The following is a 22,871-nucleotide window of genomic DNA, read 5'->3' as shown; positions in this document are numbered from 1 at the left end:
CAAGCACCGGCCTCGTCGGCCGACGGCGGAGGACGTCGCCCGACGGTGCGGGGCCCTAAGCGTCGGTGGAGCGTGAGCGTCCGCGTCGTCGCAGCGGTGCCGTCGCCCACACCGTCAGCCCCACGAGGGAGACGACCGGCGTTCCCCCGACGACGACGGGGACGGCCGCCGCGAGAGCGAAGGCGAGCAGGAGCTCCGCCCGGCCCGGCTCCTCGCCCATCGTGCTTCCCCCTGCATCATGCACGTCATGACGCGGACGGGATCCGGTCGGTTTCAGGGGCTCGTCCGGAATCCGGCGGTGCCCGCGGCCCGCGGGGCCGTACCGGCGGCACCCGGATACGGCGCCGCACCGACCGCACCCCGATATGCCGACCGGTCGGTATGGACACCGGTGTCGTCTCCCGGTACAGATGAGGGCGACGTCTCCCGCGTCGAGAGACTCGCGTCGAGAGAGCCGCACCAGCCGCACCCCAGAGCCGCCCGCCCCGAAAGGCCGCCCCATGCGCATCGCCGTGACCATCTTCCTCACCGACGGGACGATCACGCCCACCCGCCTCGCCCGTGAGCTGGAGCAGCGGGGCTTCGCCGGGCTGTACCTTCCCGAGCACACCCACATCCCCGTCGAGCGCACCACCCCGTACCCCGCGGGCGGCGACCTGCCTCCCGAGTACGGCCGCACCCTCGACCCCTTCGTCGCCCTCGGCCAGGCGGCGGCCGTGACGGAGCGCCTGGGGCTCGGCACCGGGATCACCCTCGTCGCCCAGCACGACCCGATCGACCTCGCCAAGCAGATCGCGACGGTGGACCACCTCTCCGGCGGCCGCTTCACCCTCGGGCTCGGCTTCGGCTGGAACGTGGAGGAGGCCGCCGACCACGGCGTCGAGTGGCGTACCCGCCGTGAGCTGGTCCGCGACCGGATGGCGTTGATGCGGGCGCTGTGGAGCGAGGAACCCACCGCTTACGAGGGCGAGTTCGGCGGCGTGCGGGCCAGCCACGCGTACCCCAAGCCGGTGCAGAGGCCGCGCGGCCCGGTCACCGGACCCCGCACCCTCGTCGGCGGCGCCGCCGGTCCGAAGCTGTTCGCGCACATCTGCGAGTACGCCGACGGCTGGCTGCCGATCGGCGGGCGCGGCCTGTCCGAGTCGCTGCCCGTGCTGCGCGCTGCCTGGGCGGACGCGGGCCGGGACCCGGCGGGCCTCCAGGTCGTGCCGTACGCCGTCCACCCCTCGCCCGGCAAGCTCGCGCACTACGCCGAGCTGGGCATCGAGGAGGTCGTGGTGCAGCTCCCGCCGGCCGGGGAGGCGGACGTCCTCAAGGCCCTCGACGCGTGCGCCCCCTACCTGCCCGCAGCGGCCGACCTCGCGTGATGCCGACCGGCACGGGCGCCGACCGCCAGTGGCACCGCGTCACGCATGCCGCCGAGGGACGACCCCGGCGCCCCCGCCGGTCCTGATCAGCCCGAACGTATGCTCAAGGGATGACGACTTCCGCGACCTCCGGAACCGGCCCCACCGAGAACTCGCTGCGTCGCGCCCTCAAACGTGCCCGGGACGGCGTCGCCCTCGACGCCGCCGAGGCGGCGGTCCTGCTCCAGGCCCGGGGCGAGCACCTCGTCGACCTGGCCGCGTCCGCCGCCCGGGTGCGGGACGCGGGCCTGGAGGCGGCCGGGCGGCCCGGCGTCATCACGTACTCGAAGAGCGTCTTCGTCCCGCTGACCCGGCTGTGCCGGGACAAGTGCCACTACTGCACGTTCGTCACCGTGCCCGGCAAGCTGCGGCGCGCCGGGCACGGGATGTTCCTGTCCCCGGACGAGGTGCTCGACATCGCCCGCAAGGGCGCGGCCCTCGGCTGCAAGGAAGCGCTCATCACCCTCGGCGACAAGCCCGAGGACCGCTGGCCACAGGCGCGCGAGTGGCTCGACGCGCACGGCTACGACGACACCATCGCCTACGTCCGCGCGATCTCCATCCGCATCCTGGAGGAGACCGGCCTGCTGCCGCACCTCAACCCGGGCGTCATGAGCTGGACGGACTTCCAGCGGCTCAAGCCGGTCGCCCCGTCGATGGGCATGATGCTGGAGACCACCGCGACCCGGCTGTGGTCCGAGCCCGGCGGCCCGCACTTCGGCTCCCCCGACAAGGAACCCGCCGTACGGCTGCGGGTGCTGGAGGACGCCGGCCGCTCCTCGGTCCCGTTCACCTCGGGGATCCTGATCGGCATCGGGGAGACGTACGAGGAGCGCGCCGAGTCGCTGTTCGCGCTCCGCAAGGTCTCCCGCGCCTACCACGGCATCCAGGAACTGATCATCCAGAACTTCCGCGCCAAGCCGGACACGGCGATGCGCGGCATGCCCGACGCCGAACTCGACGAGCTGGTGGCGACGGTGGCCGTCGCCCGCCACCTCATGGGCCCGAGCGCCTGCCTCCAGGCCCCGCCCAACCTGGTGGCCGGCGAGTACGAGCGCCTGATCGGCGCGGGCATCGACGACTGGGGCGGGGTGTCCCCCCTCACCATCGACCACGTCAACCCCGAACGCCCCTGGCCGCAGATCGACGAACTCGCCGCACGGTCGGCGGCTGCCGGCTTCGAGATGCGCGAACGGCTGTGCGTGTACCCGGAGTTCGTGCGGCGCGGCGAGCCGTGGCTGGACCCGCGCCTGCTGCCGCACGTGCGCGCGCTCGCCGACCCGGAGACGGGCCTGGCCGTGCCGGACGCCGTCGTCGAGGGCCGGCCGTGGCAGGAACCGGAGGACACCTTCGAGGCCACCGGCCGCACCGACCTGCACCGCACCATCGACACCGACGGCCGCACCTCCGACCGCCGCGACGACTTCGACGAGGTGTACGGCGACTGGGGCGCCCTGCGGGAGGCCGCCGCGCCCGGCATGGCACCGGAGCGCATCGACACCGACGTACGGCAGGCGCTGGCGACGGCGGCCGACGACCCGACGAGGCTGACGGACGACGAGGCGCTGGCCCTGCTGCACGCCGACGGGCCCGCGCTCGACGCCCTGTGCCGCATCGCCGACGACGTCCGGCGGGCGGCGGTCGGCGACGACGTCACCTACATCGTCACGCGGAACATCAACTTCACCAACGTCTGCTACACCGGCTGCCGTTTCTGCGCCTTCGCGCAGCGCCGCACCGACGCCGACGCCTACACGCTCTCCCTCGACCAGGTGGCCGACCGGGCCCGACAGGCCTGGGACGTCGGCGCGGTGGAGGTCTGCATGCAGGGCGGCATCCACCCGGACCTGCCCGGCACGGCGTACTTCGACATCGCGAGGGCGGTGAAGGAACGGGTGCCGGGGATGCACGTGCACGCCTTCTCGCCGATGGAGGTCGTCAACGGCGCCACCCGCACCGGCCTGTCGATCCGCGAGTGGCTGACGGCCGCCAAGGAGGCCGGCCTGGACACCATCCCCGGCACGGCCGCCGAGATCCTCGACGACGAGGTCCGCTGGGTCCTCACCAAGGGCAAACTGCCGACGGCGACCTGGATCGAGGTCGTCACGACGGCCCACGAACTGGGCATCCGCTCCTCGTCGACGATGATGTACGGCCACGTCGACCAGCCCCGGCACTGGCTCGGCCACCTGCGCACCCTGGCCGGGATCCAGCAACGCACCGGCGGCTTCACGGAGTTCGTGACGCTCCCCTTCATCCACACCAACGCACCGGTGTACCTGGCGGGCATCGCGCGGCCCGGCCCGACCGTGCGGGACAACCGCGCGGTCACGGCGATGGCCCGCCTGCTGCTCCACCCGCACATCCCGAACATCCAGACCAGCTGGGTGAAGCTGGGCGCCGAGGGCGCGGCGGAGATGCTCCGTTCCGGGGCGAACGACCTCGGCGGCACCCTGATGGAGGAGACCATCTCCCGCATGGCGGGCTCCTCCTACGGCTCCTACAAGTCGGTCCGGGACCTGATCGCGGTCGCCGAGGCGGCCGGCCGCCCGGCGAGGCCCCGCACCACCCTGTACGGCGAGGTCCCCGAGGAGCGGCAGCGGGCCGCCGCGGCGTCCGACGGCCACCTGCCGGAGCTGCTGCCGGTGCTGGACTGAGGGCCGGGGGAGCGGGAGACCGGAGGGCCGGGGGACCGGGGCGTCCACTGGGCTGAGGGCCGGGGGACCGGGGGCATCGCAGTACGATGATCGGGCTCCCGGTGTCGGGGGCCCGAGACTGAGGAGATGCGTGCCCGTGCCTGCCCGACGGCTTCCTTCGTGGGCCTGGGTCACCGGTCTGACGGCCGGCGCGATCGTCGTGGTCGGCGCCCTGACGGTGCAGGCCGACAAGGGCCCGCACCCGACGGCGACGACGGCGAAGCCGTCCGCCGCCGCCTCCGCGGACGCCAAGCCCTCGGCCTCCCCGTCCCCGACCCCGAAGGCCGCGCCCGTCCCCGACGGCTCGGGCGCGGGCCGCCGCATCGTCTACTCCCTCGGTCAGGACCGGGTCTGGCTGGTCGACGCCGACGACGCGGCCCGCCGCACCTTCACGGTCTGGCCGGGCACCGTGGACCCGGCGTCCGGCAGCTACACGGTGTCCCTGCGCAAGGACGCCACCACCGGCTCCGACGGCGTGCAGATCGAGCACATCATCTACTTCTCCGCCAAGTCGGGCGTCAACATCGCCTTCTCCAACGCGGTCGACGGCTCCTCCCCGCCCCCCGCCTCGGGGGCGCAGACCGGGGGCATCCGCATGCCGAAGGCGGACGGCGCGGCCCTGTGGGCGTTCGGCGCGACGGGGACGAACGTCCGGGTCGTCGAGTAACCGCGGGAGCGGAGAACGCGACCGCCGCGGGGGAGCTCCGCCCGGACGGTACGTCTGGCATGTTCACGGCCTTCCCCCGGATCCTCCACCTCCGTTCGATTACAGTGACGGACGTCGTACGTACGGACGGTGCCCGGGAGGTCTAGGTGGGTGCGACGGGCGGTGCCGTCTGGGGGCGTACCGAGCAGCAGGACTTCCGCAGCCGGGTGCGCGGCACCCTGCTCGGCGCCGCCGTGGGGGACGCCCTCGGGGCGGCCGTCGACCGGCTCGGCCTGGAGGAGATACGGCGGGCGCACGGGCCCGAGGGGCTCGTCGACCTGGCGCCCGCCCACGGCCGGCGCGGCGCCGTCACCCATCTCACCCAGCTGACCCTGTTCAGCGTGGACGGGCTGATCCGGGCCCAGGTCCGCCGCGACACCGGCGCCTGGCATCCGCCGACCGATCTGCACCGGGCGTACCGGAGATGGGCCGCCACCCAGCGCGACTGGGGGCCCGACCTGCGCCGTGAGGACGACGGCTGGCTGGCCCACGAGGAGTGGCTGTACGTCCGCCGCGACCCCGCCCGGTCCCTGCTGCTCGGCTTCGGCGACGACACCATGGGCACCCTCGACGCACCCAAGAGCCCAGGCGAGGACGGCCCCGAGGCCACCGCCCGCTCGGCGCCCTTCGGGCTGCTCGTCGGCTGGGAGCCGCACCTGGTGGCGCAACTGGCCGTGGAGTGCGCGGCGCAGACCCACGGCCACCCGTGCGGACACCTCGCGGCGGGCGCGTACGCGGTCACCGTGCACGCGCTGGCCCGCGGCGACAGCCTCGACGGCGCGGTGCGGCGGGCGCTCGCCCTGCTGTCCGCCCGGCCGGGGCACGAGCCGGTGTCGGAGGCGCTGCGGCACGCGCTGGACGCCGTACGGCAGGGGGTGCCCGGTCCGGAGCGGGTGGCGGGACTGGCCGGGACGGGGACGGCCCAGGCCGTGCTCGCGGCGGCCGTCTACTGCGCCCTGGTCGCCGAGGACGTACGGCACGGGCTGCGGCTCGCCGTCAACCACGGCGCCCCGTCGGCCGCGACCGGCGCGCTGGTCGGCGGGCTGCTCGGGGCGCTGCACGGCGAGACGGCCCTCCCGCCGGCCTGGGTGGCCGAACTGGAGGGCCGTCCCACGATCCTGGAACTGGCGGACGACTTCGCGATGGAGATGACCCAGGGCCCGGCCCTGCACACCCCGGCGAGCGCCTCCCCGGGCTGGCTCGCCCGGTACCCGCGGGGCGTCTAGCCCCGGCCGGGTGCCGCCCGGTGCTAGTCCTTCACGGGTGCCGGCGTCGAGTCCCGCGGCGCGGGCACCTCGGCCGCCGCCGTGGCCGCCCCGCCGCCCCCGTCCGTGTTGATCCGGTCGATGATCGCGAGCCGTTCCGGGGTGTCCTCCGGCTTCAGGAAGCCGATGAGGACGTAGAGGACGAGGGAGACCGCGAGCGGCACGGAGACCTGGTACTGGAGCGGGACGCCGCCGTCGACGTTCCAGTTGATCGGGTAGTTGACCAGCCAGAAGGCCAGCAGGCCCATGGACCAGCTCACCAGCGCCGCCGTCGGGCCGGAGCGGCGGAACGGCCGCAGCAGACCGAGCATCATCGGGATCGCCATCGGGCCCATCAGGCCGGCCACCCACTTGATGACGACGGTGATGATGTCCTTGAACGCGGGGGAGTTGACCTGCGTGGCCGCAGCCATGGACAGGCCGAGGAAGACCACCGTCGCGACGCGGGCCGCGATCAGCCCCGACCGCTGGTTCCAGGCCCGCGCCCGTGCCGAGATCACCGGCGCGCAGTCACGGGTGAAGACGGCGGCGATGGCGTTGGCGTCGGAGGAGCACATCGCCATCGTGTGGGAGAAGAAACCGACGATGACCAGACCCAGCAGTCCGTGCGGCAGCAGCTGTTCGGTCATCAGACCGTAGGAGTCGGAGCCGTCCGGCTTCTGCGACTCGACCAGCAGCGGTGACATCCACATCGGGTAGAACAGCACCAGCGGCCACACCAGCCACAGCACCGCCGACAGCCGCGCCGACCGCTGGGCCTCCTTCGGGGTGGCGGTGGCCATGTAGCGCTGGGCCTGGTTGAGCATGCCGCCGTTGTACTCGAACAGCTTGATGAAGAGGAACGCGAGCAGGAACACCGTGCCGTACGGCCCCACCAGCGGCTTCCCGTGGCCCTGGAGCTCCGGCTCGTCCCACGCGCCGAGGAAACCGATGCCGAGGTCGGACAGTTCCATCACCACGGCGATGAACATGGCCACGCCCGCGAGGAGTTGGATGATGAACTGCCCCAACTCGGTGAGGGCGTCGGCCCACAGGCCGCCGATCGTGCAGTAGACGGCCGTGATGGCGCCGGTGATGAGGATGCCCTGGTTCAGCGAGATGCCGGTGAACACGGACAACAGGGTGGCGATCGCGGCCCACTTGGCGCCCACGTCCACGATCTTCAGGAGCATCCCGGACCAGGCCAGCGCCTGCTGCGTCTTGAGGTCGTACCGGTTCTTCAGGTACTCCAGCGGGGAGGCCACGTGCAGCCGTGAGCGCAGCCGGTTGATGCGGGGCGCGAACAGCCTGGAACCGATCGCGATGCCCAGGGCGATCGGGAAGGACCAGGTGACGAACGAGGTGACGCCGTAGGTGTAGGCGATGCCGGCGTAACCGGTGAACATGACCGCGCTGTAGCCCGACATGTGGTGCGAGATGCCCGACAGCCACCACGGCATCTTGCCGCCGGCGGTGAAGAAGTCGCTGACGTTGTCGACCCGTTTGTGGGACCAGACACCGATGGCGACCATCACGCCGAAGTAGCCGATGAGCACGGCCCAGTCGAGACCGTTCATGTGCGTCCTCCCAGGGTTCAGCCCGGCGCTCATCGTGGGCGTTGGTGCGTGGACACGACAAGGCGATGTAAGGTCAAGGGGAGGTAAAATCATTCTGTATGGTGGTCCCGGTTCACCTATGTGAACTCATGGTGGCGGTCCTCCGGCACTGACCAGCAGCGACTGCCCGGTGCGCGCCCGCGCCCGGTTCTCCAGATGATCGATGCCGCCGATGCGCGGCAGTACCCCGAGGCAGCACGCGCCCGAGGCGGTGCGCCCCTCGGGGGAGTACGCGCCCCCGGGCGGTGCGCCTTTCGAGGCAGGACCCGACCCGAGCCGGTACCCGCCCCGGGGCGGCGCGCCCCTCGAGCGAGTACGCCCGTACGTTCCGCCCGGCGGCTACTTCTTCAGCTCGTCCGGGCACGGCGTGCCCCGGGGCAGCTGGTACGGCGCCGCCAGCCGGTAGGTGCCCGCCTCCGGCGCGATCAGCACCGTCCACCGGTCGCCGTCCGCGTCCTCCTCCGTCTCGAAGAGGCAGCCGTTGACGTTGTCGTACGCCTTCGGCTCCCCCTCGGCCCGGTCCTTGGACGCCTCCGTCTCCTGCGGCGGCTCCAGGCTCCTGCCCTTTGCGTCGACGATGCTCAGCCACGGCGAGTACGGGATCCGGATCAGGATCCGGCCCGCCTCACGCACGTCGATCGTCATCTCGCCCTGCGCCGCCCGCTGCACGACCGCGTTCGGCTCGGCCAGCGACCCCGGGGCCTTCACCTGGAACAGCTGCCAGTTGGCGTCGCCCCAGATCTGCTCCAGATAGGGCAGCCCCCGCTGCACCAGCTCCCGTTCCCGCTGCCCGCCGTCCCCGTCCGGCACGTCCTTGGGCACGACCACGAAGTGCACCGCCCACCGCTTGAGCCACTCGCGGTAGTTCGCCGAGTTCAGGGTGTCGTCGTAGAAGAGGGGGTTGCGCTCCATGTCGGCCTGCCGGTTCCAGCCGCGGGCCAGGTTGAAGTACGGCGCGAGCGCGGACGCCTCGCGGTGCGAGCGCGCCGGGACGACCTCCACCCGGCCCTTCTCCGCGCCCACCTCCTGCAACTCGTTGACCAGCGGCGCCAGCTCGCGCGCCCAGGACGCCGCCGGAGTCGTCCGGTAGACGTCGTCGACCGACTTGAAGCCGATCCAGCCGACGAAGACCAGCGAGGAGAGAACGATCGCGTACCACTTGCGGCTGCGCGGCACCGCGAACGGCAGCGCGGCCATCAGCACCACACCCGAGAACAGCATCGCGAGCCGGGTGATGTTGGACCCGATCTGCGAACTGATCACCCACACCCCGAGCACCCCGAGGCCGTAGACCGCCGCCGTGATCCGTACGGTCTTCCAGTCGCGCGGGACGACCGCGAAGACGATCACCGAGAACGCCAGCGGCAGCGACGCCGAACCGAAGGACATCGGCTGCGTGCCGGAGAACGGGAACGCCCACGCCGACACCGCGACGACGGCGGTCGGGGCCAGCCCGAGCGCCCACGCGCCCGGCCGCCGCTTCTGCAGGAACAGCGCGACCGCGACCAGCCCCAGGAACAGGCCCGCCACCGGCGACCCCATCGTGGCGAGCGCGGCGAGCGGCGCCGCGCACAGCGCCTTCGCCCACCGCTTGTAGCGCCAGCGGTACGGCCAGCAGAACACGACGGCGACCGCGCCGAGCGCGAACATGTTGCCGAGCCCGAACGTCACCCGGCCCGACGCCGCGTTGCACAGCAGCGCGAACACCCCCGCCAGCGCGGGCCACACCGGGTTCCGCACCGGCCGGCAGCGCAGCAGGATCAGCGTCAGCAGCCCGGCGGAGATCGTCCCGGCGATCATCATCGTCGTCCGGACACCGAGCACCGACATCAGGTACGGCGACACCACGCTGTACGACACCGGGTGCATGCCGCCGTACCAGGCGAGGTTGTACGCGGAGTCGGGGTGCCGGCCGACGAACTCGGCCCACGCGTCCTGGGCGGCGAGATCCCCACCACTGTTCGCGAACGCGAAGAACCAGGCGAGGTGCAGCACGCCGGACAGGACCGTCACCGAGAGCACGAGATGCCGGCGGAGCCGGTCGCGCACCCGGTCGGCGAGCGCCCTCACGCGGGAGTCCCCGGCGGCCGCTCCCCGCTCACCCGCCTCCGGGGCGGAGCCGGGGGCGGGCCCGGCGACGGCCGGCGCACGGTCCTGATCGGCCGCCTGGCCGCGGTCGTGGTCACCGGACTGGGGCGCGGGCAGGCGCACCTGCCGGCCGCCGTCCGGGTCCGGACCGGTTCCGCCGGCGCGTGTCGGCTCCGCAGTCGCCACCTGAAGGCACTCCCCGTGTCCCGTCTTCTGCTCTCGGACGCGCCCCGTTCGCGACCGCTTCGCGGCCGCGTCGCCGCGACCGCCGACCTGTCCCGTTTCGTGACGCTAGCACGCACCCCGCCGAGCGGCTGCCCGGCGGGGTGCGTGCACGACGACGCCCGTGCGGCGGCTCAGCCGACGCGCGTCAGCTTGTCCGGGAAGCCCGGCTCGGTCAGCTCCCGCTGGAGCGAGACGGGCACCTTCACCGCGCCGCCGGAGCCGTCGCCGACCGTCAGCGTGCCGACCTGGGTGCCGGCCTTCGCGGTGTGCGGCACCTCACCGCCGGCGAAGGACAGCTTCACCGTCAGCCCGGCCCAGCCGACCGCCGTGACGTCCTCCGTCACCACGACCGGGGTGTGGTTGCCCATCCTGTCGTCCACGTAGCCGACGACGTCCCCCTTCTTCAGGATCTTCGCCGAGGTCATGGCGTCCTGGGCGGCGAGCATCGCGGTCTTGCTGACCGCGTTCACCGTGTCGATGATCGGCGACCTGTGCTGGCCGAGGACCGCGCCGACGACGGTGACGGTCTCCCCGCCGACCTCCTTGGTGGCGGCGAACAGCAGGTTGCCGCCGGCCTTGGTGGTCGAGCCGGTCTTGATGCCGAGGGCGTTGTTGTAGGGGACGAGCGTGTTGTAGTTGCGCCACTTCTGACCGGAGGGGTCGGTCCACTCCGGCAGCTTGGTGATCTCCATCAGGGCGGGGATCTTCACCAGCTCGTTGCCCAGCTTCACCTGGTCCGCGGCGGTGGAGACGGTGGTCTCCTTCAGTCCCGAGGCGTCGGTGTAGGTCGTGTTCGTCATCCCGAGGTCCTTGGCGGCGTCGTTCATCTTCTTGATGAACTCCGCCTCCGTGCCGGCGTCCCAGCGGGCCAGCAGCCGCGCGATGTTGTTCGCCGACGGGATCATGACCGCCGAGAGGGCCTGGCGGAGCGTGAGCTTGTCGCCCTCCTTGACGGTGTTGAGCGTGGACTCGCCGTCCGCGTCGTAGCCGCCCTCCTTCTCGGCGGTGGCGTCGACGGGGACGGTCTCGCCCTCCTGGCCCGACTTCAGCGCGTGGTCCTTGAGGACGACGTACGCCGTCATCGCCTTGGCGACGGAACCGATCGCGACCGGCTTCTGGTCGCCGAAGCCGTCCATCGTGCCGATGCCGTTCACGTCCATCGCGCCCTGGCCCTCGGACGGCCACGGCAGGGAGAGCTTCCCGCCCTCGAAGGTGTACGAGTCCTTCGCGGTGAGTGTCAGCGCGGCCGCCGGCAGCGGCCGTACGGCCTGCGCGATCGCAAAGGCGATCACCAGCAGGACGACCAGCGGCGTCCAGATCTTCACCCGCCGGGCCAGCGTCCGCAGCGGGGTCGGCGGCGGCGGCGGGGTGTTCGTCAGCTCGGCCAGCAGGTCCAGCGGCGGCTTCGGCGGCAACGGCTGCTGCGTCGTCCGCTCGGGCCCGATCTGCGGCACGACGGCGGTGGCGTCGGCGGCGGGCTTCACCGACCGGCCGGCGGAATCGTCCAGCGGCTTCAGCGCGACGAACTTGCTGGTCCGCCCGGCGGGGGCATCGGTCTTGGCCTCGGGCTCGGGCTCGGGTTCCGCCTTGGTCTCGGGCTCGGACTCGGGTTCGGCCTTGGGCTTGGCTCCGGTCTTGGCCTTGGCCTCGGCTTCGGCCTTGGCTCCGGTCGTGGCCCGCGGTCCGGTCTTGGGCTCGGCTCCGGCCTTGGGCTCGCCCTGGGAACCGGGTCCGGTGCCCGGGGTCTTCGCGTCGGTGCCGGGCTCGGCGTCCGGGGTCTTCGCGTCGGCGGGCTTCCCGGCCCTGGGGACGTCGCCCAGCTTCAGCATGGTGGTCGGCTGGTCGACCCCGCGCCCGGCAGGCGGCCGTACGGCCTTGAAGACGGCGGTGGGCTGGTCGACGGGGGAGTCGGGCTCGTCGGCCCCGGACTCGTCCTCGGCGTCCTGGCCGACGGTCTCGTCCCGAGGCTCGTCCGCCGCGTCGGCGTCGGCGTCGCCGGCCGCGTCGGTCTTCGGTTCGTCGGCCTTGGGCTCGGTCGCCTTCGGCTCGTCGGTCTTCGGTCCGTCGGCCTTCGGTCCGTCGGACTTCGCGGCGGTGGCGCCGAGCCGGGGGTCTGCGGCCTTGACGGCCTTGGCGGCCTCGGTGCCCGTACGGGTTCCGGCCGCGTCGTTCCCGTCGGCGGTGTCGGCCTCGGAGCCGGAGTCCTCGCCGGAATCGTCGGCAGGGTCGGCGGCGTCGGCCTCGGGCTGCTCGCTCCCGTCGCTCCCGGACGTCTCCTCACCGCCCTTCGCCCACTTCGGCGCGGCCTTGGACAGGTTCTGGGGGGTGGAGCCCTCCGCCTCGCCCGACGCCTCGTCCGGTCCTTCCGGCTTCTCGTCCGACGTCTCGTCCGGCTTCCCGTCAGCCGTGGCCACCCACTGGGCCACGGCCGACCGCAGCCGGTCGTCACGGCCCCCGGCGCCGCCGGCCGCCGTCGCGGAGGCGTCGGCGTCCTCGGCGTCCTCCGGGGCCTCGAGGCCCTCCGGAGAGCCTTCAGCGGCCTGCCCGGCCTCTGCCTGCTCCTCCGCGTCGCGCCCGCCCTCCGAGCTCTCGGCGGAACCCCCGTCGGCGTCCGCGCCGGGCTCGTCGGCCGGAGTCTCGGCCGTCTCGGCCGTCTCGTCCGGCCGCTCCGGCTTCTCGGTCGTCTCGTCGGCCCTCTCCTCGGCCGTCAACTCCCGCACGGAGAACACCCGCGTCGCCGTGTCCACCCCGCCCCGGGACGTGGCCGAGGACGCCGTGGAGGCGCTCTCGGCGTCCCGTGCCACCGCGAGCCGCGGATCGCGTGCCTCGGGAACCGCTCCCGCGCTCCCCGACGTCGGTTCCGCCGACGACTCGCGCTGCTTCGACCTGTCGGGGGACTCGCCCGCCACCGATGCCTCCTCGCTGTGCCGCACGCCCACCGCGCGCCTGCCGAACCGTGAACCGCCCGCCCGGGACCCGCCTCGCGGCAGTGTCCGAACCATGTACCAGTGTCCTGTGTAGTGGGCTTGGCTCCTGCGGTAGACGAGAACGACATACCTACTGGTTCCACTACGAACCGGTCACGCACTCTCGACAGATGAATGTGAGAGGGGTCACCCTGTCATTCATCCACGCGGGGAGGCATGGATGGGCAGGAGCCGCAGAACAATTCCGGAAGAGCTTCTTCTGCTGGCATTGGACCCGGCCACGGGTACCACTGCACAGCCGCAGTCGCTCGACCTTGGTCTGGCCGGAGCACAGCTAGTGGAGCTGGCGCTGGCCGGACGGATAGCCCCGGACGGGGATCGTATCGCCGTGGTGTCCCCACGGCCGACCGGAGATCCGACTCTGGACTGCGCGTTGGAGTTGCTGCGAAGGCGTGGCGCTCCCGTACGGGCGGTTCATTGGATCGGCGGACCCCGACTGGGGCTCCGTCAGACGTACCTCTCGCATCTGGAGCGGTGCGGCATGGTGCATGCCGTGGCGGGCCAGATGTGCGGAGTGCTGCCGACGACTCGCTACCAGGCGACGGAGACGGCGATCAGCCGGGAGATCAAGGCCCGGCTGGACACGGCCATCCGCACCGGCGTCCCGCCGGACCCGCGGACGGCGGCGCTCGCCGCGCTGGCGCACGCGGTCGGTCTCGGCAAGCACCTGTACCCGGGGAACGAGGGGCGTTCGTCCCGATCCCGGTTGCGGGACCTGATCAGGCACGACCCCATGGGCGGTCTCGTGGCGCACGCCGTGATGGACGTCCAGAACGGCGCGGTCGCACAGCCGCGCCGCAACCCGGCCCAGGCCGGCCGCCAGGCCGGACCGGGAGCCAGGCCCGCTCCGGAACCCGCCCGTGGTGTTCCGGCGCAACCGCACCGAGGTTCCATGGCACGTGTCGTGGCGCACTGAGCCGCGGTCCCACGACACCGCAGCCGCCAGGCCGTGAGGCCGAGACAGACCCGTTCGGGAGCCGCCGCGCCCGCGCGGGGTGGTGACGTCCTGTGTCCCCGTGACGCAGGGCCCACCGCCCCGCGCGGACGCATGTCCGCGAACGGGCTGCGGGGCGGCCGCATATCCCTGGTTTTCCAGCGGTATGAAGTGCCTTGGTGGCAGTCTGCTCAACAGCAGATACGCAAAGTGTCAGTTCAGGCACGCAGCCGGAGGTGCACGTCCCGTGGCGTCGAATGTCAATCCCACCGTCCGGCGGCGCCGGCTGGGGCAGGAGTTGCGCAGACTCCGCGAGGACAAGGGCATGACGGCCGAACAGGTCGCCGACCGCCTGCTGGTGTCCCAGTCGAAGATCAGCCGCCTCGAGAACGGCAGACGCAGCATCAGCCAGCGCGACGTGCGCGACCTGTGCGGGGTCTACGAGGTGGAGGACCAGCGGATCGTCGACTCGCTGATGCAGATGGCGAAGGACTCCCGCCAGCAGGGCTGGTGGCATGCCTTCGGCGATGTCCCCTACAGCGTGTACATCGGCCTGGAGACGGACGCGGCCAGCCTGCGCGTGTACGACCCGCAGGTGGTGCCCGGCCTGCTGCAGACCCGTCAGTACGCCGAGACCCTGATCTCGGGGGCGCTGCCGGAGACCGCGGCGACCGAGATCGAGAAGCGGGTGCAGGTGCGGATGCGGCGGCAGGAACGCATCAGCGCCGAGGAGAACCCGCTGCGCCTGTGGACGGTGATGGACGAGGCGGCACTGCGCCGGGTCGTCGGCGACAAGTCCCTGATGCGCGACCAGTTGGAGCATCTCGTCGAGCAGTCCCGGCTGCCGCACGTCACCGTGCAGGTGATCCCCTTCGAGATGGGCGCGCATCCCGGTCTCAACGGCCAGTACGCGATCCTGGAGTTCCCCGACGCGGCCGACTCCAGCGTGGTCTACATCGAGGGGGTCACCAGCGACCTGTACCTGGAGAAGCCGAACGACGTCCAGAAGTACAGCGTGATGTACGAGCACCTGCGGGCGCAGGCCCTGAACGTGGACCAGTCCCGCCAGTTCATCGCCGACATCGCCAAGCAGTACACCCTCTGAGCACTCTCTGACGTGCTCCCGGGAGCCTCCCGGCCGGGAAAGTGCCGCACGGTACACCCTCATCCGGCCGGGATGGAAGTCCCGTCTGGAATATGCCATCCGGTCGAGTGAATAGTCGCTTCGGACCTCGAGGGTGGCGAGTAGCGTCGATCACGCCACCGATCAACACCGTTGGCGGAAACCGTGCCGTGGGCCCGCAGTCGGGCCCGCCGCGCGGCGGCAGCAACTCATCACATCTGGCAATCCGGAGCAAAAATGGCAATTCGTCAGGGCACCACGGACGCGTGGACCAAGTCCTCCTACTCGACGGGCAACGGCGCGTGCGTCGAGGTCAAGTCACCGGTCGTCGCGGCCATGGCCGTACGGGACTCCAAGGTCCAGGACGGGCCCGTGCTGGACTTCCCCGCCGACGCGTGGAACCTCTTCGTCGCCTCGGTCAGGGCGTAAGGGGAAGGGACCTTCCGGCCCCACGGCCCGTGCCGCGGCTGACCACCTCGTACGCGGCACCACCGCTCACGCGGTACGACGTCACACGCGGTACCGAAAAGAGCCCTCTCGACGAGCTCGCCGTCCTTGCCGAGAGGGCTCGGTCTCTTCCCCGCCGCCACGGTCTCACCGCACCGGGAACGCCACGTCGCACACCGGGTCCTGCGGTCCCGCCGAGGACCAGTCGGCGAAGTAGACCTCCCGGCACGGGCCGTCGTACTCCAGGCCCTCCCGCCTCGTCCACGCCTCCACCGCCTCGAACGCGGCCAGGATCTGGGGGTACGCGACCTGTGCCTTGCCGATCCGGGTGAAGGCGAGCCGCCTGGCCGGTTCCACCCGGACCGCGACCTCCCGCCCGCGCCCCCGCGCCGCCGCCCAGGCCCGCGCCGCCGTCTCGTCGGCGACCGGCACGCAGGCCTCCACCGGCCCGTCGCTCTCCGTCGTCACCTCGGAGTGGTAGACGACGAACGGCGCCCCGGCGACGCCCCCGCAGCCCCGCGCGGCCTCCTCCAGCCGGCCGAGCGACGCGCCGATCCAGGCGGGCAGTTCGTCCGCCAGTGTGTGCCGCTTCTCGGTGATCACCACCTGTGCGGGCACCTCGACCGTCTCGACCTCGAACGTTCCGTACATCTCGGAGCTCCTCCCCGACAGACGTCCACGGAGGTACTCGGCGAGGGTGCGCTGGGCGGCGATCCGCGCCTCGACGTCCGCCCAGTAGGCGGCGAGCCGGTCGGCGGCCTCGACGCCGTCCGCCGAGCCGATCACCTCGGCGACCCGCGCGAGGGGCATGTCGAGCTGCCGCAGCAGCGCCACCAGCCGAGCGCGTTCCACCTGACCTGCGCGGTAGTAGCGGTACCCGCTCACCTCGTCGACGTGCGCCGGAACCAGCAGCCCGAGCCGGTCGTACAGCCGCAGCGCCTTGGCCGACAGCCGGGCCCGCGCGGCGAACGCGCCGATGGTGAGCAGTGCCTCGTCGTCCATCCGGTGCCTCGTCCTCCGTCGCCGGGCGGCCTTCTCCACCCGGCGACGGGAACGCTCGGCCCTGCCCCAGGGGCAAGGTCAAGCGGGCGGGTCAGCCCAGCTGCTTCTCGACGGCGGCGACGATCTCGGGCGACTCCGGCTCGGTCTGCGGCGAGAAGCGGGCGACGACGGTGCCGTCCCGGCCGACGAGGAACTTCTCGAAGTTCCAGCGGATGTCCCCGCTGTGCCCCTCGCCGTCGGCGAACCCGACGAGCCGCTCGTACAGCGGGTGCCGCCCGTCCCCGTTCACCTCCGTCTTCTCGGTCAGCGGGAAGGTCACGCCGTACGTCGCCGAGCAGAACTCGGCGATCTCCTCGGCGCTGCCGGGCTCCTGCCCGAGGAACTGGTTGCAGGGCACCCCGAGCACGGTGAAGCCCTGGGCGGCGTACCGCTCCTGAAGCTTCTCCAGGCCGTTGTACTGGGGGGTCAGGCCGCACTTGGAGGCCACGTTCACGATCAGGACGACCTGGCCCGCGTACTGCGAGAGGTCCGCGGAACCGCCCTTGAGGGCGCCGATCTCGACATCGAGGGGGGAAGCACCGGCATCAGTAGTCATCCCCGGATGCTAACTCCGCCGGACGGCAGACGGGTTGCGGGGCCTGCCACCGATCCCCCCGGTCGCGCCGCTCACTCCGTTCCGCGCGCCCGCGGCCCCGCCGCTCCCCGTGCTTTCTCCGGTTCTTCCGGTTCCACTGGTTCTTCCGGTTCCACTGGTTCTTCCGGTTCCACTGGTTCTTCCGGTTCCTCTGGTTCCTTCGGTCCCTCCGGTTCCGTCTCCTGCCGGGCCCGCACCAGCACCTCTCCGGCCCCGCTCCGCGAGTACAGAACCGACCGCCCGACCCGGCCCCGCTCCACCAGCCCCGCGTCCCACAGCACGCGCAGGTGCCGCCCGACCGACCCGAGCCCCTGCCCGGTCAGCGCGACCAGCTGCGTCGTGCTCAGCGGCCCCTGCCCGAGCAGGACCAGAACGGCCGCCCGGCCGGGCCCGAGCAGCGCGCTCAGCGCGGCCGGCACGTCCCGCTCGCGCCGATCGGCGGCGAGGACCCCGGAACAGGGGTAGACGACGGCGTACCGCTCCCGCTCCTCCCACGACACCCACCCCGCCCGAGGCGTCACCGGCACGAACAGCAGCTCCGCGCCGGAGATCTCCCGAGGCGGATACTCGTGCAGGTTCACCTGGAACCGGCTCTCCCCGAGCCAGCGCGTCCCCGGCCGCAGCGAGTCCAGCACGGCCGCCCAGCCGCCCCGGCTCACCTGCGCGGTCCGCGCGACGACATCCGCCTCCAGCACCCGGCGCCGCCGCTCCCAGGAAGGCCGTACGGCGCTCTCCCACACCCAGGTCAGCAGGTCCGCCGCCCGTCCGGGCAGGTCGTCGCGGTCCAGGGGGCCCGGCAGCGGTCCGGCGAGGGAGGTCCGCAGATGGGCGCGGGCGTCGGCGGGCCGTACCGCACGGACCCGGGCGACACCGTCCCCGAAGCTCTCGCCGTCCCTCGGCGTGGGGGTGAGGAAGTCCGCGATCCAGTCCCGGCCGAGCCCGGCCCGCACGAGCGCGGCGGTGACCGGGTCGGCGGCCAGCCGGGCGCGATGCGCGGGCAGCCACTCCCGCAGCCACGCCGTCTCGCCGGGATGCGCGCCCACCCCCGCGTGCAGCAGCTTCAGGCACGCGAAGGTCTCGGCCAGCGGCGAGACCACGAACCGGCTGCCCGCCAGCGTGTCGGCGTTCACCTGCCACCAGCCCACGAAGCCCCCGCCCCCACCCACACACACGACACACACGACGCGGGACGCACGGCGTTTCGCGCTCCCGCGAAACAGTAACGACCACGACCGCCGTCGCCCGAGACTCCCCGCATGACCGGCTACCGACAGCTCCTGCGCACCCCCGAGTTCACCCCGCTCCTGCTCTCCTCCGCCGCCCACACCGCCGCCCACACGGTCGCGGGTCTCGCCCTCGGCACCCTCGTCCACCGCGCCACCGGCTCACCGCTGCTGTCGGCGACGAGCATGTTCGGCCCGTCCCTCGTCCAGGTCCTGGGCGCGACCCTCCTGCTCTCCGGCGCCGACCGCCTCCCGCCGAGAACCGCCCTGGCCGGCCTCTCCCTCGCCTTCGCCGCCCTCACGGCCGTCCTCGCCGTCCCCGGACTGCCGGTCGCGGCGGTCTTCGCGGCCGTCCTCGCCACGGGCCTCGTCGCGGCACTCGGCGGCGGGGTCCGCTGGGGGCTGCTCCACGAGATGCTCCCCGAGGACGGCTACCTGCCCGGCCGTTCGGTCTTCAACATGATGAGCGGGCTGACGCAGATCACCGGCTACGCCCTCGGCGGCGCCCTCGTCACCGCCCTCCCGCCCCGCACGGTCCTCCTGCTGGCAGCCTTCCTGCACGCCACCGCGAGCGCGACCGCCCGCCTCGGCCTGACCGACCGCCCGCCCCGCGCCGCGGGCCGCCCCTCCGTCGCGGCGACCTGGCGCGCCAACGCCGTCCTGTGGTCGTCCCGCCCCCGCCGCCTGGTCTACCTGGGCCTGTGGCTCCCCAACGGCCTGGTCGTCGGCTGCGAGGCCCTCTTCGTGTCGTACGACCCCGGCGCCGCGGGCACCCTGTTCGCGTGCGCGGCACTGGGCATGCTGGCCGGCGACCTCACCGTCGGCCGACTGCTCCCGCCCGCCGTCCGCACCCGCCTGGCCACCCCCCTCCTGCTGCTCCTGGCCACCCCGTACGTCTTCTTCGTCCTGCACCCGCCGCTGCCCGTCGCCGCGCTCTGCGCCACGCTCGCCTCGGTCGGCTTCGGCGCGAGCCTGGTCCAGCAGGAACGCCTCATGGCCCTCACACCCGCCGGACTCGGCGGCCACGCCCTCGGACTGCACTCGGCGGGGATGCTCACCCTCCAGGGCGTCGGCGCGGCCTCGGCGGGCGCGGTGGCCGAACTCACCTCACCCGCGACGGCGATGACCGCGCTGGCACTCGCGTCGATCACGGTGACGCTGACCCTGGCGGCGGCCTCCCGCCGACAGACCCGCTGCCCCGCCGAGGTCCGCGTCGCCGACGGACGCGGTACGTGATCCGCCCGCGGGACCTCTTCCGCGGCAGACCCGTCGTCCGCGCGGCGGCCCCGCTCCGCACCCGGGACCCTCCGCCGTCGTCAGGTGCGTCGGCATCCCGGCACCCGGCACTGTCTGTGGGAAAGTGCCGTCCTCCCGGTACCGTACGGGCATGGCAGCGAGCGACCCGACATTCGTGGACCGCGTCCGCGGGGAGGACGGCGACGGCCCGTGTCCCCACCGCCTGGTCATGGAGCACGTCACCAGCCGCTGGGGCACCCTGATCCTGATCGCGCTGCTGGACCGCTCCTACCGGTTCAGCGAACTGCGCCGGGCGATCGGCAAGGTCAGCGAGAAGATGCTGACCCAGAGCCTGCAGACGCTGGAACGCGACGGCCTGGTCCACCGCGACGCCAAACCCGTGATCCCGCCCCGCGTCGACTACTCCCTGACTCCCCTCGGCCGGGAGGCCGCCGAACAGGTCCGCGCCCTGGGCCGGTGGGTCGACGAACGCATGCCGGCGGTCGAGAAGGCCCGCGAGGAGTACGACGCGAAGCGGGCGTCGGCCTGAGACGGCGCCGGCCTGAGCCCCAGGGTGCCGTCCGCTGTCCGCCGACCGCCGTCCGCCGACCGCCGACCCCCGGCCTTCCGGCCGCCCTTCCCGGCCCTTCCGACGTCGAGGACCCGCCTCGCCCCTCGTCAGTGCCGCTTCGACCGTCAGTGCCGCCTCGACCGTCGGTGCACGCTGAGGAAGCAGGCGAGCATGCCCAGGCCCCAGGCGATCAGGAGGGCACCCCAGAGCGGCATGGTCACGGTCGGGACGAGGAGCCGGATCTCGACGCTCGCGCGGTTCTCGAAGATGAAGATCAGGGCGATCGCGGTGGTCACGACGAACGGTGCGAGGCGGCGGACGCCGGGCCGGGAAAGGAACGGCGTCCGGGCCTTGTGGTCGTTGCTCTGAACCATGGGGTGCCTCTCCCTCACCTTGCCCCCACCACCAGCGTCCCCTCCCCGTCCGCGGCGCGCCACCGAGCGCACTCGACAGGCGCCGGGCGGCCCTCGTGGCCGTACCGGGCGGCGCCGACGGCGTCGAGCCCCGGAAGACGACGGCCCGGGTGCCGTGCGCCGCTCCGGGGCCGTCGGAGCGGTGAGGCGAACACGGCCCGGTTCCGGCGGCCCGCGGCTACGGCCCCGCCGAACGGGGCTGGGTGTCCGGGATCCGCGAGGTGAAGAACAGCGCGAGGAGAGCGGTCAGGGCGAGGATCGCCAGCGCGGCGCGCAGACCGTCGATCCTGGCCGCCTCGTTCGCGTCGAGGGCCGCCTGAGTCACCTTCTCGCTCGTGCCCGCCTCGTCGAGGGCGGACTCGAGCTGGGCGTCCGACAGGAACGGTGCCCCGCTCTGGAGCTCGACGTTCGCCTGGGCCTTGACCTCGGACGGGACCGCCGGATTCTGCTCCACACTGGTGAGGAAGGACGTCGTCATCGCGGCGATCAGGAGCGATCCGGCCAGTGCCGTACCGATCGAGGCGCCGAGGTTGGTGACGGCGTTCTGGACGCCGCCGACCTCCGCGCTCTGCGCCTCGGGCACCGCGGACACGGTGACCGACCCGAGCTGGGACGCCAGCGCGCCCATGCCGAGCCCGATCAGCAGCAGGGGGAGGGTGACGATCTCCGCGCCCGCGTCCACGTCGAGCGCCGCCATCAGGAGCACCGCGCCCGCGAGCAACGCGAAGGTCCCGAGCCGCACCACCCGCCGCGGTGACACGTCCGGGAGGAAGCGGGGGATCAGGACGGCGGCCGCCAGCAGGGTCACGGAGAGCGGCAGGATGCGGGCGCCGGTCTGGAGCGCGGACAGGCCGAGCGCCACGGACAGGTAGAGCGGTACGACGAAGAAGACGCCCATCTGGACGAGGTACTGGAAGAAGAACATCGTCAGCCCCCCGGTGAGCTGCCTGTTCCGCAGCATCGCCGGGTCGACGAGCGGCTCCCTGTGCCGCTTCACCGTGCGGGCCTCCCAGCGCAGGAAGAGCCAGACCAGCAGAAGACCGGCCAGCATCAGCCACACGGTCAGCGAGACCCCGAGCCACGAGGGCGCGCCGGGCTTCGGCTGGAACCAGCCCCACTCGTCGGAGCGCAGCACGCCGTAGACGAAGATCCCGAGCCCGAGCGCGGACAGCACGGCGCCGACGAGATCGATGCGGGGGCGTTCACCGACCGGGGCGTCGGCGATGCGGCCGGCGAGCACCAGGATGCCGAGCACCATGACGACCTCACCGGCGAAGACCCACCGCCAGGAGAAGTACGTGGTCGCGATGCCGCCGACGAGCGGCCCGACCGCGATCGCCACGGCTCCCGCGGCGGCGACGAGACCGTAGGCGGCGGGACGGCGTTCGGCGACGAAGTTGCTCGCCACGAGCGCCACGATCGCGGGCAGGATGAGTGCCGCCCCGATCCCCTCGAGGAACGACCAGCCGAGCAGCAGCACGGGCAGGTTCGGTGCGAGTGCCGTGGTCAGGGAGCCGCAGCCGTAGACGACGCAGCCGATCATGAACGCGCGCCTGCGGCCGATCAGCGCCCCCACCTTGCCGCCGAGGATCATGAACATCGCCATCACGAGGGTGTAGGCCGTGATGGCGCCCTGGACACCCGTCACCGTCGTGCCCACGTCCTCGGCCACCGTCGCGATCGAGACGTTCATGACCGAACTGTCGAGCGCCATCAGGAACTGACCGGCCGCGAGTGCCAGCAAAACGATGCGCGCCTTTGCCGAACCCTCGGCAGTGCCTGTCCTGGGTGCCATGCGCGCATCGTCCCAGCCGCCCCGCAGGACGGACCCCGACCCGCTCCGGAGGTCAACCGGTTGGCGGACGGAGACCCGCGAAGCCGTTGCGGGCCGGAGCCGCGGCTCCGTGGCCTTCTGTGCGACGGCGGCCGCACGGATCGTCCGTGCCGGGCCGGTTGCTGCCCTCAGTCCTGGGCCGAGATCTCGGCATCGACGACGGCGATCGCGATGCCGAGGGCCGTGGCGATGTTGCCCGCTGCCGTCATGACGCGGGCCGTGCCAACGATGGGGGCGATGGCGACCAGGACGTCCTGCACCGGTCGGCGGTCAGGCCGGCCTTGAGGGCGGGGTCGATGTGGGCCGCGTAGGAGATCGGCGGGGCGTCCGAGGCGGCGAGTGCCGCGATGCGCGTGAGGACGAGCATGTCCGGGGGCAGGAGAGAGCAGGCGAGGTATTCGCGCGTCCTGACGCGCATCAGTTCGCCGCTGGGCATCTGCATCTCCATGCCCTTCCCCCATCTTTTTCACCCTCTTCAACGACGAC

The 22,871-nt window shown here is 72.6% G+C and carries 18 protein-coding genes and 1 pseudogene; 9 read left to right on the top strand and 10 right to left on the bottom strand.

The features are described 5' to 3' along the window. Positions 1-55: 55 nt before the first annotated feature. Positions 56-220, bottom strand: a complete 165-nt coding sequence (locus ACH4N1_RS11300; RefSeq protein WP_398096328.1) for a hypothetical protein — start codon at positions 218-220, stop codon at positions 56-58. Positions 221-500: 280 nt separating this feature from the next. Here ACH4N1_RS11300 and ACH4N1_RS11295 point away from each other — a divergent pair, with 280 nt between their 5' ends. The 4 genes from ACH4N1_RS11295 to ACH4N1_RS11280 all read left to right on the top strand — a co-directional run bounded on the left by ACH4N1_RS11295 (position 501) and on the right by ACH4N1_RS11280 (position 6,034). Continuing rightward, positions 501-1,367, top strand: coding sequence for an LLM class F420-dependent oxidoreductase (locus ACH4N1_RS11295; protein WP_398096327.1), 867 nt, complete (start codon positions 501-503; stop codon positions 1,365-1,367). A gap of 110 nt (positions 1,368-1,477) precedes the next feature. Next, positions 1,478-4,063, top strand: coding sequence for a bifunctional FO biosynthesis protein CofGH (locus ACH4N1_RS11290; protein ID WP_398096325.1), 2,586 nt, complete (start codon positions 1,478-1,480; stop codon positions 4,061-4,063). A gap of 130 nt (positions 4,064-4,193) precedes the next feature. Then, complete coding sequence (locus ACH4N1_RS11285) at positions 4,194-4,769, top strand: hypothetical protein (protein WP_398096323.1); 576 nt, start codon at positions 4,194-4,196, stop codon at positions 4,767-4,769. Positions 4,770-4,915: 146 nt separating this feature from the next. Continuing rightward, positions 4,916-6,034, top strand: coding sequence for an ADP-ribosylglycohydrolase family protein (locus ACH4N1_RS11280; RefSeq protein WP_398096322.1), 1,119 nt, complete (start codon positions 4,916-4,918; stop codon positions 6,032-6,034). A 23-nt stretch (positions 6,035-6,057) separates the two neighbouring features. Here ACH4N1_RS11280 and ACH4N1_RS11275 read toward each other — a convergent pair whose 3' ends face one another. The 3 genes from ACH4N1_RS11275 to ACH4N1_RS11265 all read right to left on the bottom strand — a co-directional run bounded on the left by ACH4N1_RS11275 (position 6,058) and on the right by ACH4N1_RS11265 (position 12,890). Continuing rightward, positions 6,058-7,629 (bottom strand): sodium:solute symporter family protein, encoded by a 1,572-nt coding sequence (locus ACH4N1_RS11275; RefSeq protein ID WP_398096320.1) that lies wholly within the window; start codon positions 7,627-7,629, stop codon positions 6,058-6,060. Positions 7,630-8,007: 378 nt separating this feature from the next. Then, the gene (locus tag ACH4N1_RS11270; RefSeq protein ID WP_398096318.1) at positions 8,008-9,942 is read right to left on the bottom strand and encodes an MFS transporter; all 1,935 of its coding nucleotides are present in this window, start codon (positions 9,940-9,942) and stop codon (positions 8,008-8,010) included. A 170-nt stretch (positions 9,943-10,112) separates the two neighbouring features. After that, positions 10,113-12,890: a serine hydrolase gene (locus tag ACH4N1_RS11265; protein WP_398096316.1), complete on the bottom strand. Its 2,778-nt coding sequence runs from the start codon at positions 12,888-12,890 to the stop codon at positions 10,113-10,115. A 238-nt stretch (positions 12,891-13,128) separates the two neighbouring features. On the opposite strand from ACH4N1_RS11265, the gene ACH4N1_RS11260 reads away from it, so the two are divergent. From ACH4N1_RS11260 to ACH4N1_RS11250, 3 genes are all read left to right on the top strand, one after another. Further along, entirely contained in the window at positions 13,129-13,884 is a 756-nt protein-coding gene (locus tag ACH4N1_RS11260) for a GPP34 family phosphoprotein (RefSeq protein WP_398096314.1), read from the top strand. A 265-nt stretch (positions 13,885-14,149) separates the two neighbouring features. Next, positions 14,150-15,007, top strand: a complete 858-nt coding sequence (locus ACH4N1_RS11255; protein ID WP_382784619.1) for a helix-turn-helix domain-containing protein — start codon at positions 14,150-14,152, stop codon at positions 15,005-15,007. A gap of 255 nt (positions 15,008-15,262) precedes the next feature. Then, on the top strand, positions 15,263-15,454 hold the full coding sequence (locus tag ACH4N1_RS11250; RefSeq protein ID WP_398096312.1) for a DUF397 domain-containing protein: 192 nt from the start codon (positions 15,263-15,265) through the stop codon (positions 15,452-15,454). Positions 15,455-15,619: 165 nt separating this feature from the next. On the opposite strand, the gene ACH4N1_RS11245 is transcribed toward ACH4N1_RS11250, so the two are convergent. From ACH4N1_RS11245 to ACH4N1_RS11235, 3 genes are all read right to left on the bottom strand, one after another. Next, positions 15,620-16,474 carry a MerR family transcriptional regulator gene (locus ACH4N1_RS11245; protein ID WP_398096310.1) on the bottom strand — a complete coding sequence of 285 codons (855 nt, stop codon included), beginning with the start codon at positions 16,472-16,474 and terminating at the stop codon, positions 15,620-15,622. A 91-nt stretch (positions 16,475-16,565) separates the two neighbouring features. Further along, a complete protein-coding gene (locus tag ACH4N1_RS11240; RefSeq protein WP_366062316.1) occupies positions 16,566-17,069 on the bottom strand; it encodes a glutathione peroxidase in 504 nt (167 codons plus the stop codon). A gap of 71 nt (positions 17,070-17,140) precedes the next feature. Next, positions 17,141-18,253, bottom strand: coding sequence for an ArsR/SmtB family transcription factor (locus tag ACH4N1_RS11235; RefSeq protein ID WP_398096308.1), 1,113 nt, complete (start codon positions 18,251-18,253; stop codon positions 17,141-17,143). A gap of 111 nt (positions 18,254-18,364) precedes the next feature. On the opposite strand from ACH4N1_RS11235, the gene ACH4N1_RS11230 reads away from it, so the two are divergent. Both ACH4N1_RS11230 and ACH4N1_RS11225 read left to right on the top strand, forming a co-directional pair. Beyond that, positions 18,365-19,567, top strand: a complete 1,203-nt coding sequence (locus ACH4N1_RS11230; protein WP_398096306.1) for an MFS transporter — start codon at positions 18,365-18,367, stop codon at positions 19,565-19,567. Between the two features lie 151 nt (positions 19,568-19,718). Then, complete coding sequence (locus ACH4N1_RS11225) at positions 19,719-20,117, top strand: winged helix-turn-helix transcriptional regulator (protein WP_398096305.1); 399 nt, start codon at positions 19,719-19,721, stop codon at positions 20,115-20,117. A gap of 146 nt (positions 20,118-20,263) precedes the next feature. Here ACH4N1_RS11225 and ACH4N1_RS11220 read toward each other — a convergent pair whose 3' ends face one another. The 3 genes and pseudogenes from ACH4N1_RS11220 to ACH4N1_RS11210 all read right to left on the bottom strand — a co-directional run bounded on the left by ACH4N1_RS11220 (position 20,264) and on the right by ACH4N1_RS11210 (position 22,803). After that, on the bottom strand, positions 20,264-20,512 hold the full coding sequence (locus tag ACH4N1_RS11220) for a hypothetical protein (protein ID WP_398096303.1): 249 nt from the start codon (positions 20,510-20,512) through the stop codon (positions 20,264-20,266). A gap of 217 nt (positions 20,513-20,729) precedes the next feature. Then, the gene (locus ACH4N1_RS11215; RefSeq protein WP_398096301.1) at positions 20,730-22,346 is read right to left on the bottom strand and encodes an MFS transporter; all 1,617 of its coding nucleotides are present in this window, start codon (positions 22,344-22,346) and stop codon (positions 20,730-20,732) included. A 167-nt stretch (positions 22,347-22,513) separates the two neighbouring features. Continuing rightward, positions 22,514-22,803: pseudogene (locus tag ACH4N1_RS11210) on the bottom strand (carboxymuconolactone decarboxylase family protein). Positions 22,804-22,871 lie beyond the last annotated feature (68 nt).

The sequence above is a fragment of the Streptomyces sp. NPDC017202 genome (assembly GCF_044331705.1).
GTDB lineage: Bacteria > Actinomycetota > Actinomycetes > Streptomycetales > Streptomycetaceae > Streptomyces.
The sequence above is the reverse complement of the archived record's forward strand: the minus strand, read 5'-3'. Positions and strand labels throughout refer to the sequence as shown.

What these genes read in the sequence shown, in the direction of transcription:
- ACH4N1_RS11295 (WP_398096327.1), top strand. Translation starts at nt 501, where the DNA reads ATGCGCATCGCCGTGACCATCTTCCTCACCGACGGGACGATCACGCCC.
- ACH4N1_RS11215 (WP_398096301.1), bottom strand. Translation starts at nt 22,346, where the DNA reads ATGGCACCCAGGACAGGCACTGCCGAGGGTTCGGCAAAGGCGCGCATC.
- ACH4N1_RS11275 (WP_398096320.1), bottom strand. Translation starts at nt 7,629, where the DNA reads ATGAACGGTCTCGACTGGGCCGTGCTCATCGGCTACTTCGGCGTGATG.
- ACH4N1_RS11240 (WP_366062316.1), bottom strand. Translation starts at nt 17,069, where the DNA reads ATGACTACTGATGCCGGTGCTTCCCCCCTCGATGTCGAGATCGGCGCC.
- ACH4N1_RS11230 (WP_398096306.1), top strand. Translation starts at nt 18,365, where the DNA reads ATGACCGGCTACCGACAGCTCCTGCGCACCCCCGAGTTCACCCCGCTC.
- ACH4N1_RS11225 (WP_398096305.1), top strand. Translation starts at nt 19,719, where the DNA reads ATGGCAGCGAGCGACCCGACATTCGTGGACCGCGTCCGCGGGGAGGAC.
- ACH4N1_RS11290 (WP_398096325.1), top strand. Translation starts at nt 1,478, where the DNA reads ATGACGACTTCCGCGACCTCCGGAACCGGCCCCACCGAGAACTCGCTG.
- ACH4N1_RS11260 (WP_398096314.1), top strand. Translation starts at nt 13,129, where the DNA reads ATGGGCAGGAGCCGCAGAACAATTCCGGAAGAGCTTCTTCTGCTGGCA.
- ACH4N1_RS11300 (WP_398096328.1), bottom strand. Translation starts at nt 220, where the DNA reads ATGGGCGAGGAGCCGGGCCGGGCGGAGCTCCTGCTCGCCTTCGCTCTC.
- ACH4N1_RS11250 (WP_398096312.1), top strand. Translation starts at nt 15,263, where the DNA reads ATGGCAATTCGTCAGGGCACCACGGACGCGTGGACCAAGTCCTCCTAC.
- ACH4N1_RS11245 (WP_398096310.1), bottom strand. Translation starts at nt 16,474, where the DNA reads ATGGACGACGAGGCACTGCTCACCATCGGCGCGTTCGCCGCGCGGGCC.
- ACH4N1_RS11220 (WP_398096303.1), bottom strand. Translation starts at nt 20,512, where the DNA reads ATGGTTCAGAGCAACGACCACAAGGCCCGGACGCCGTTCCTTTCCCGG.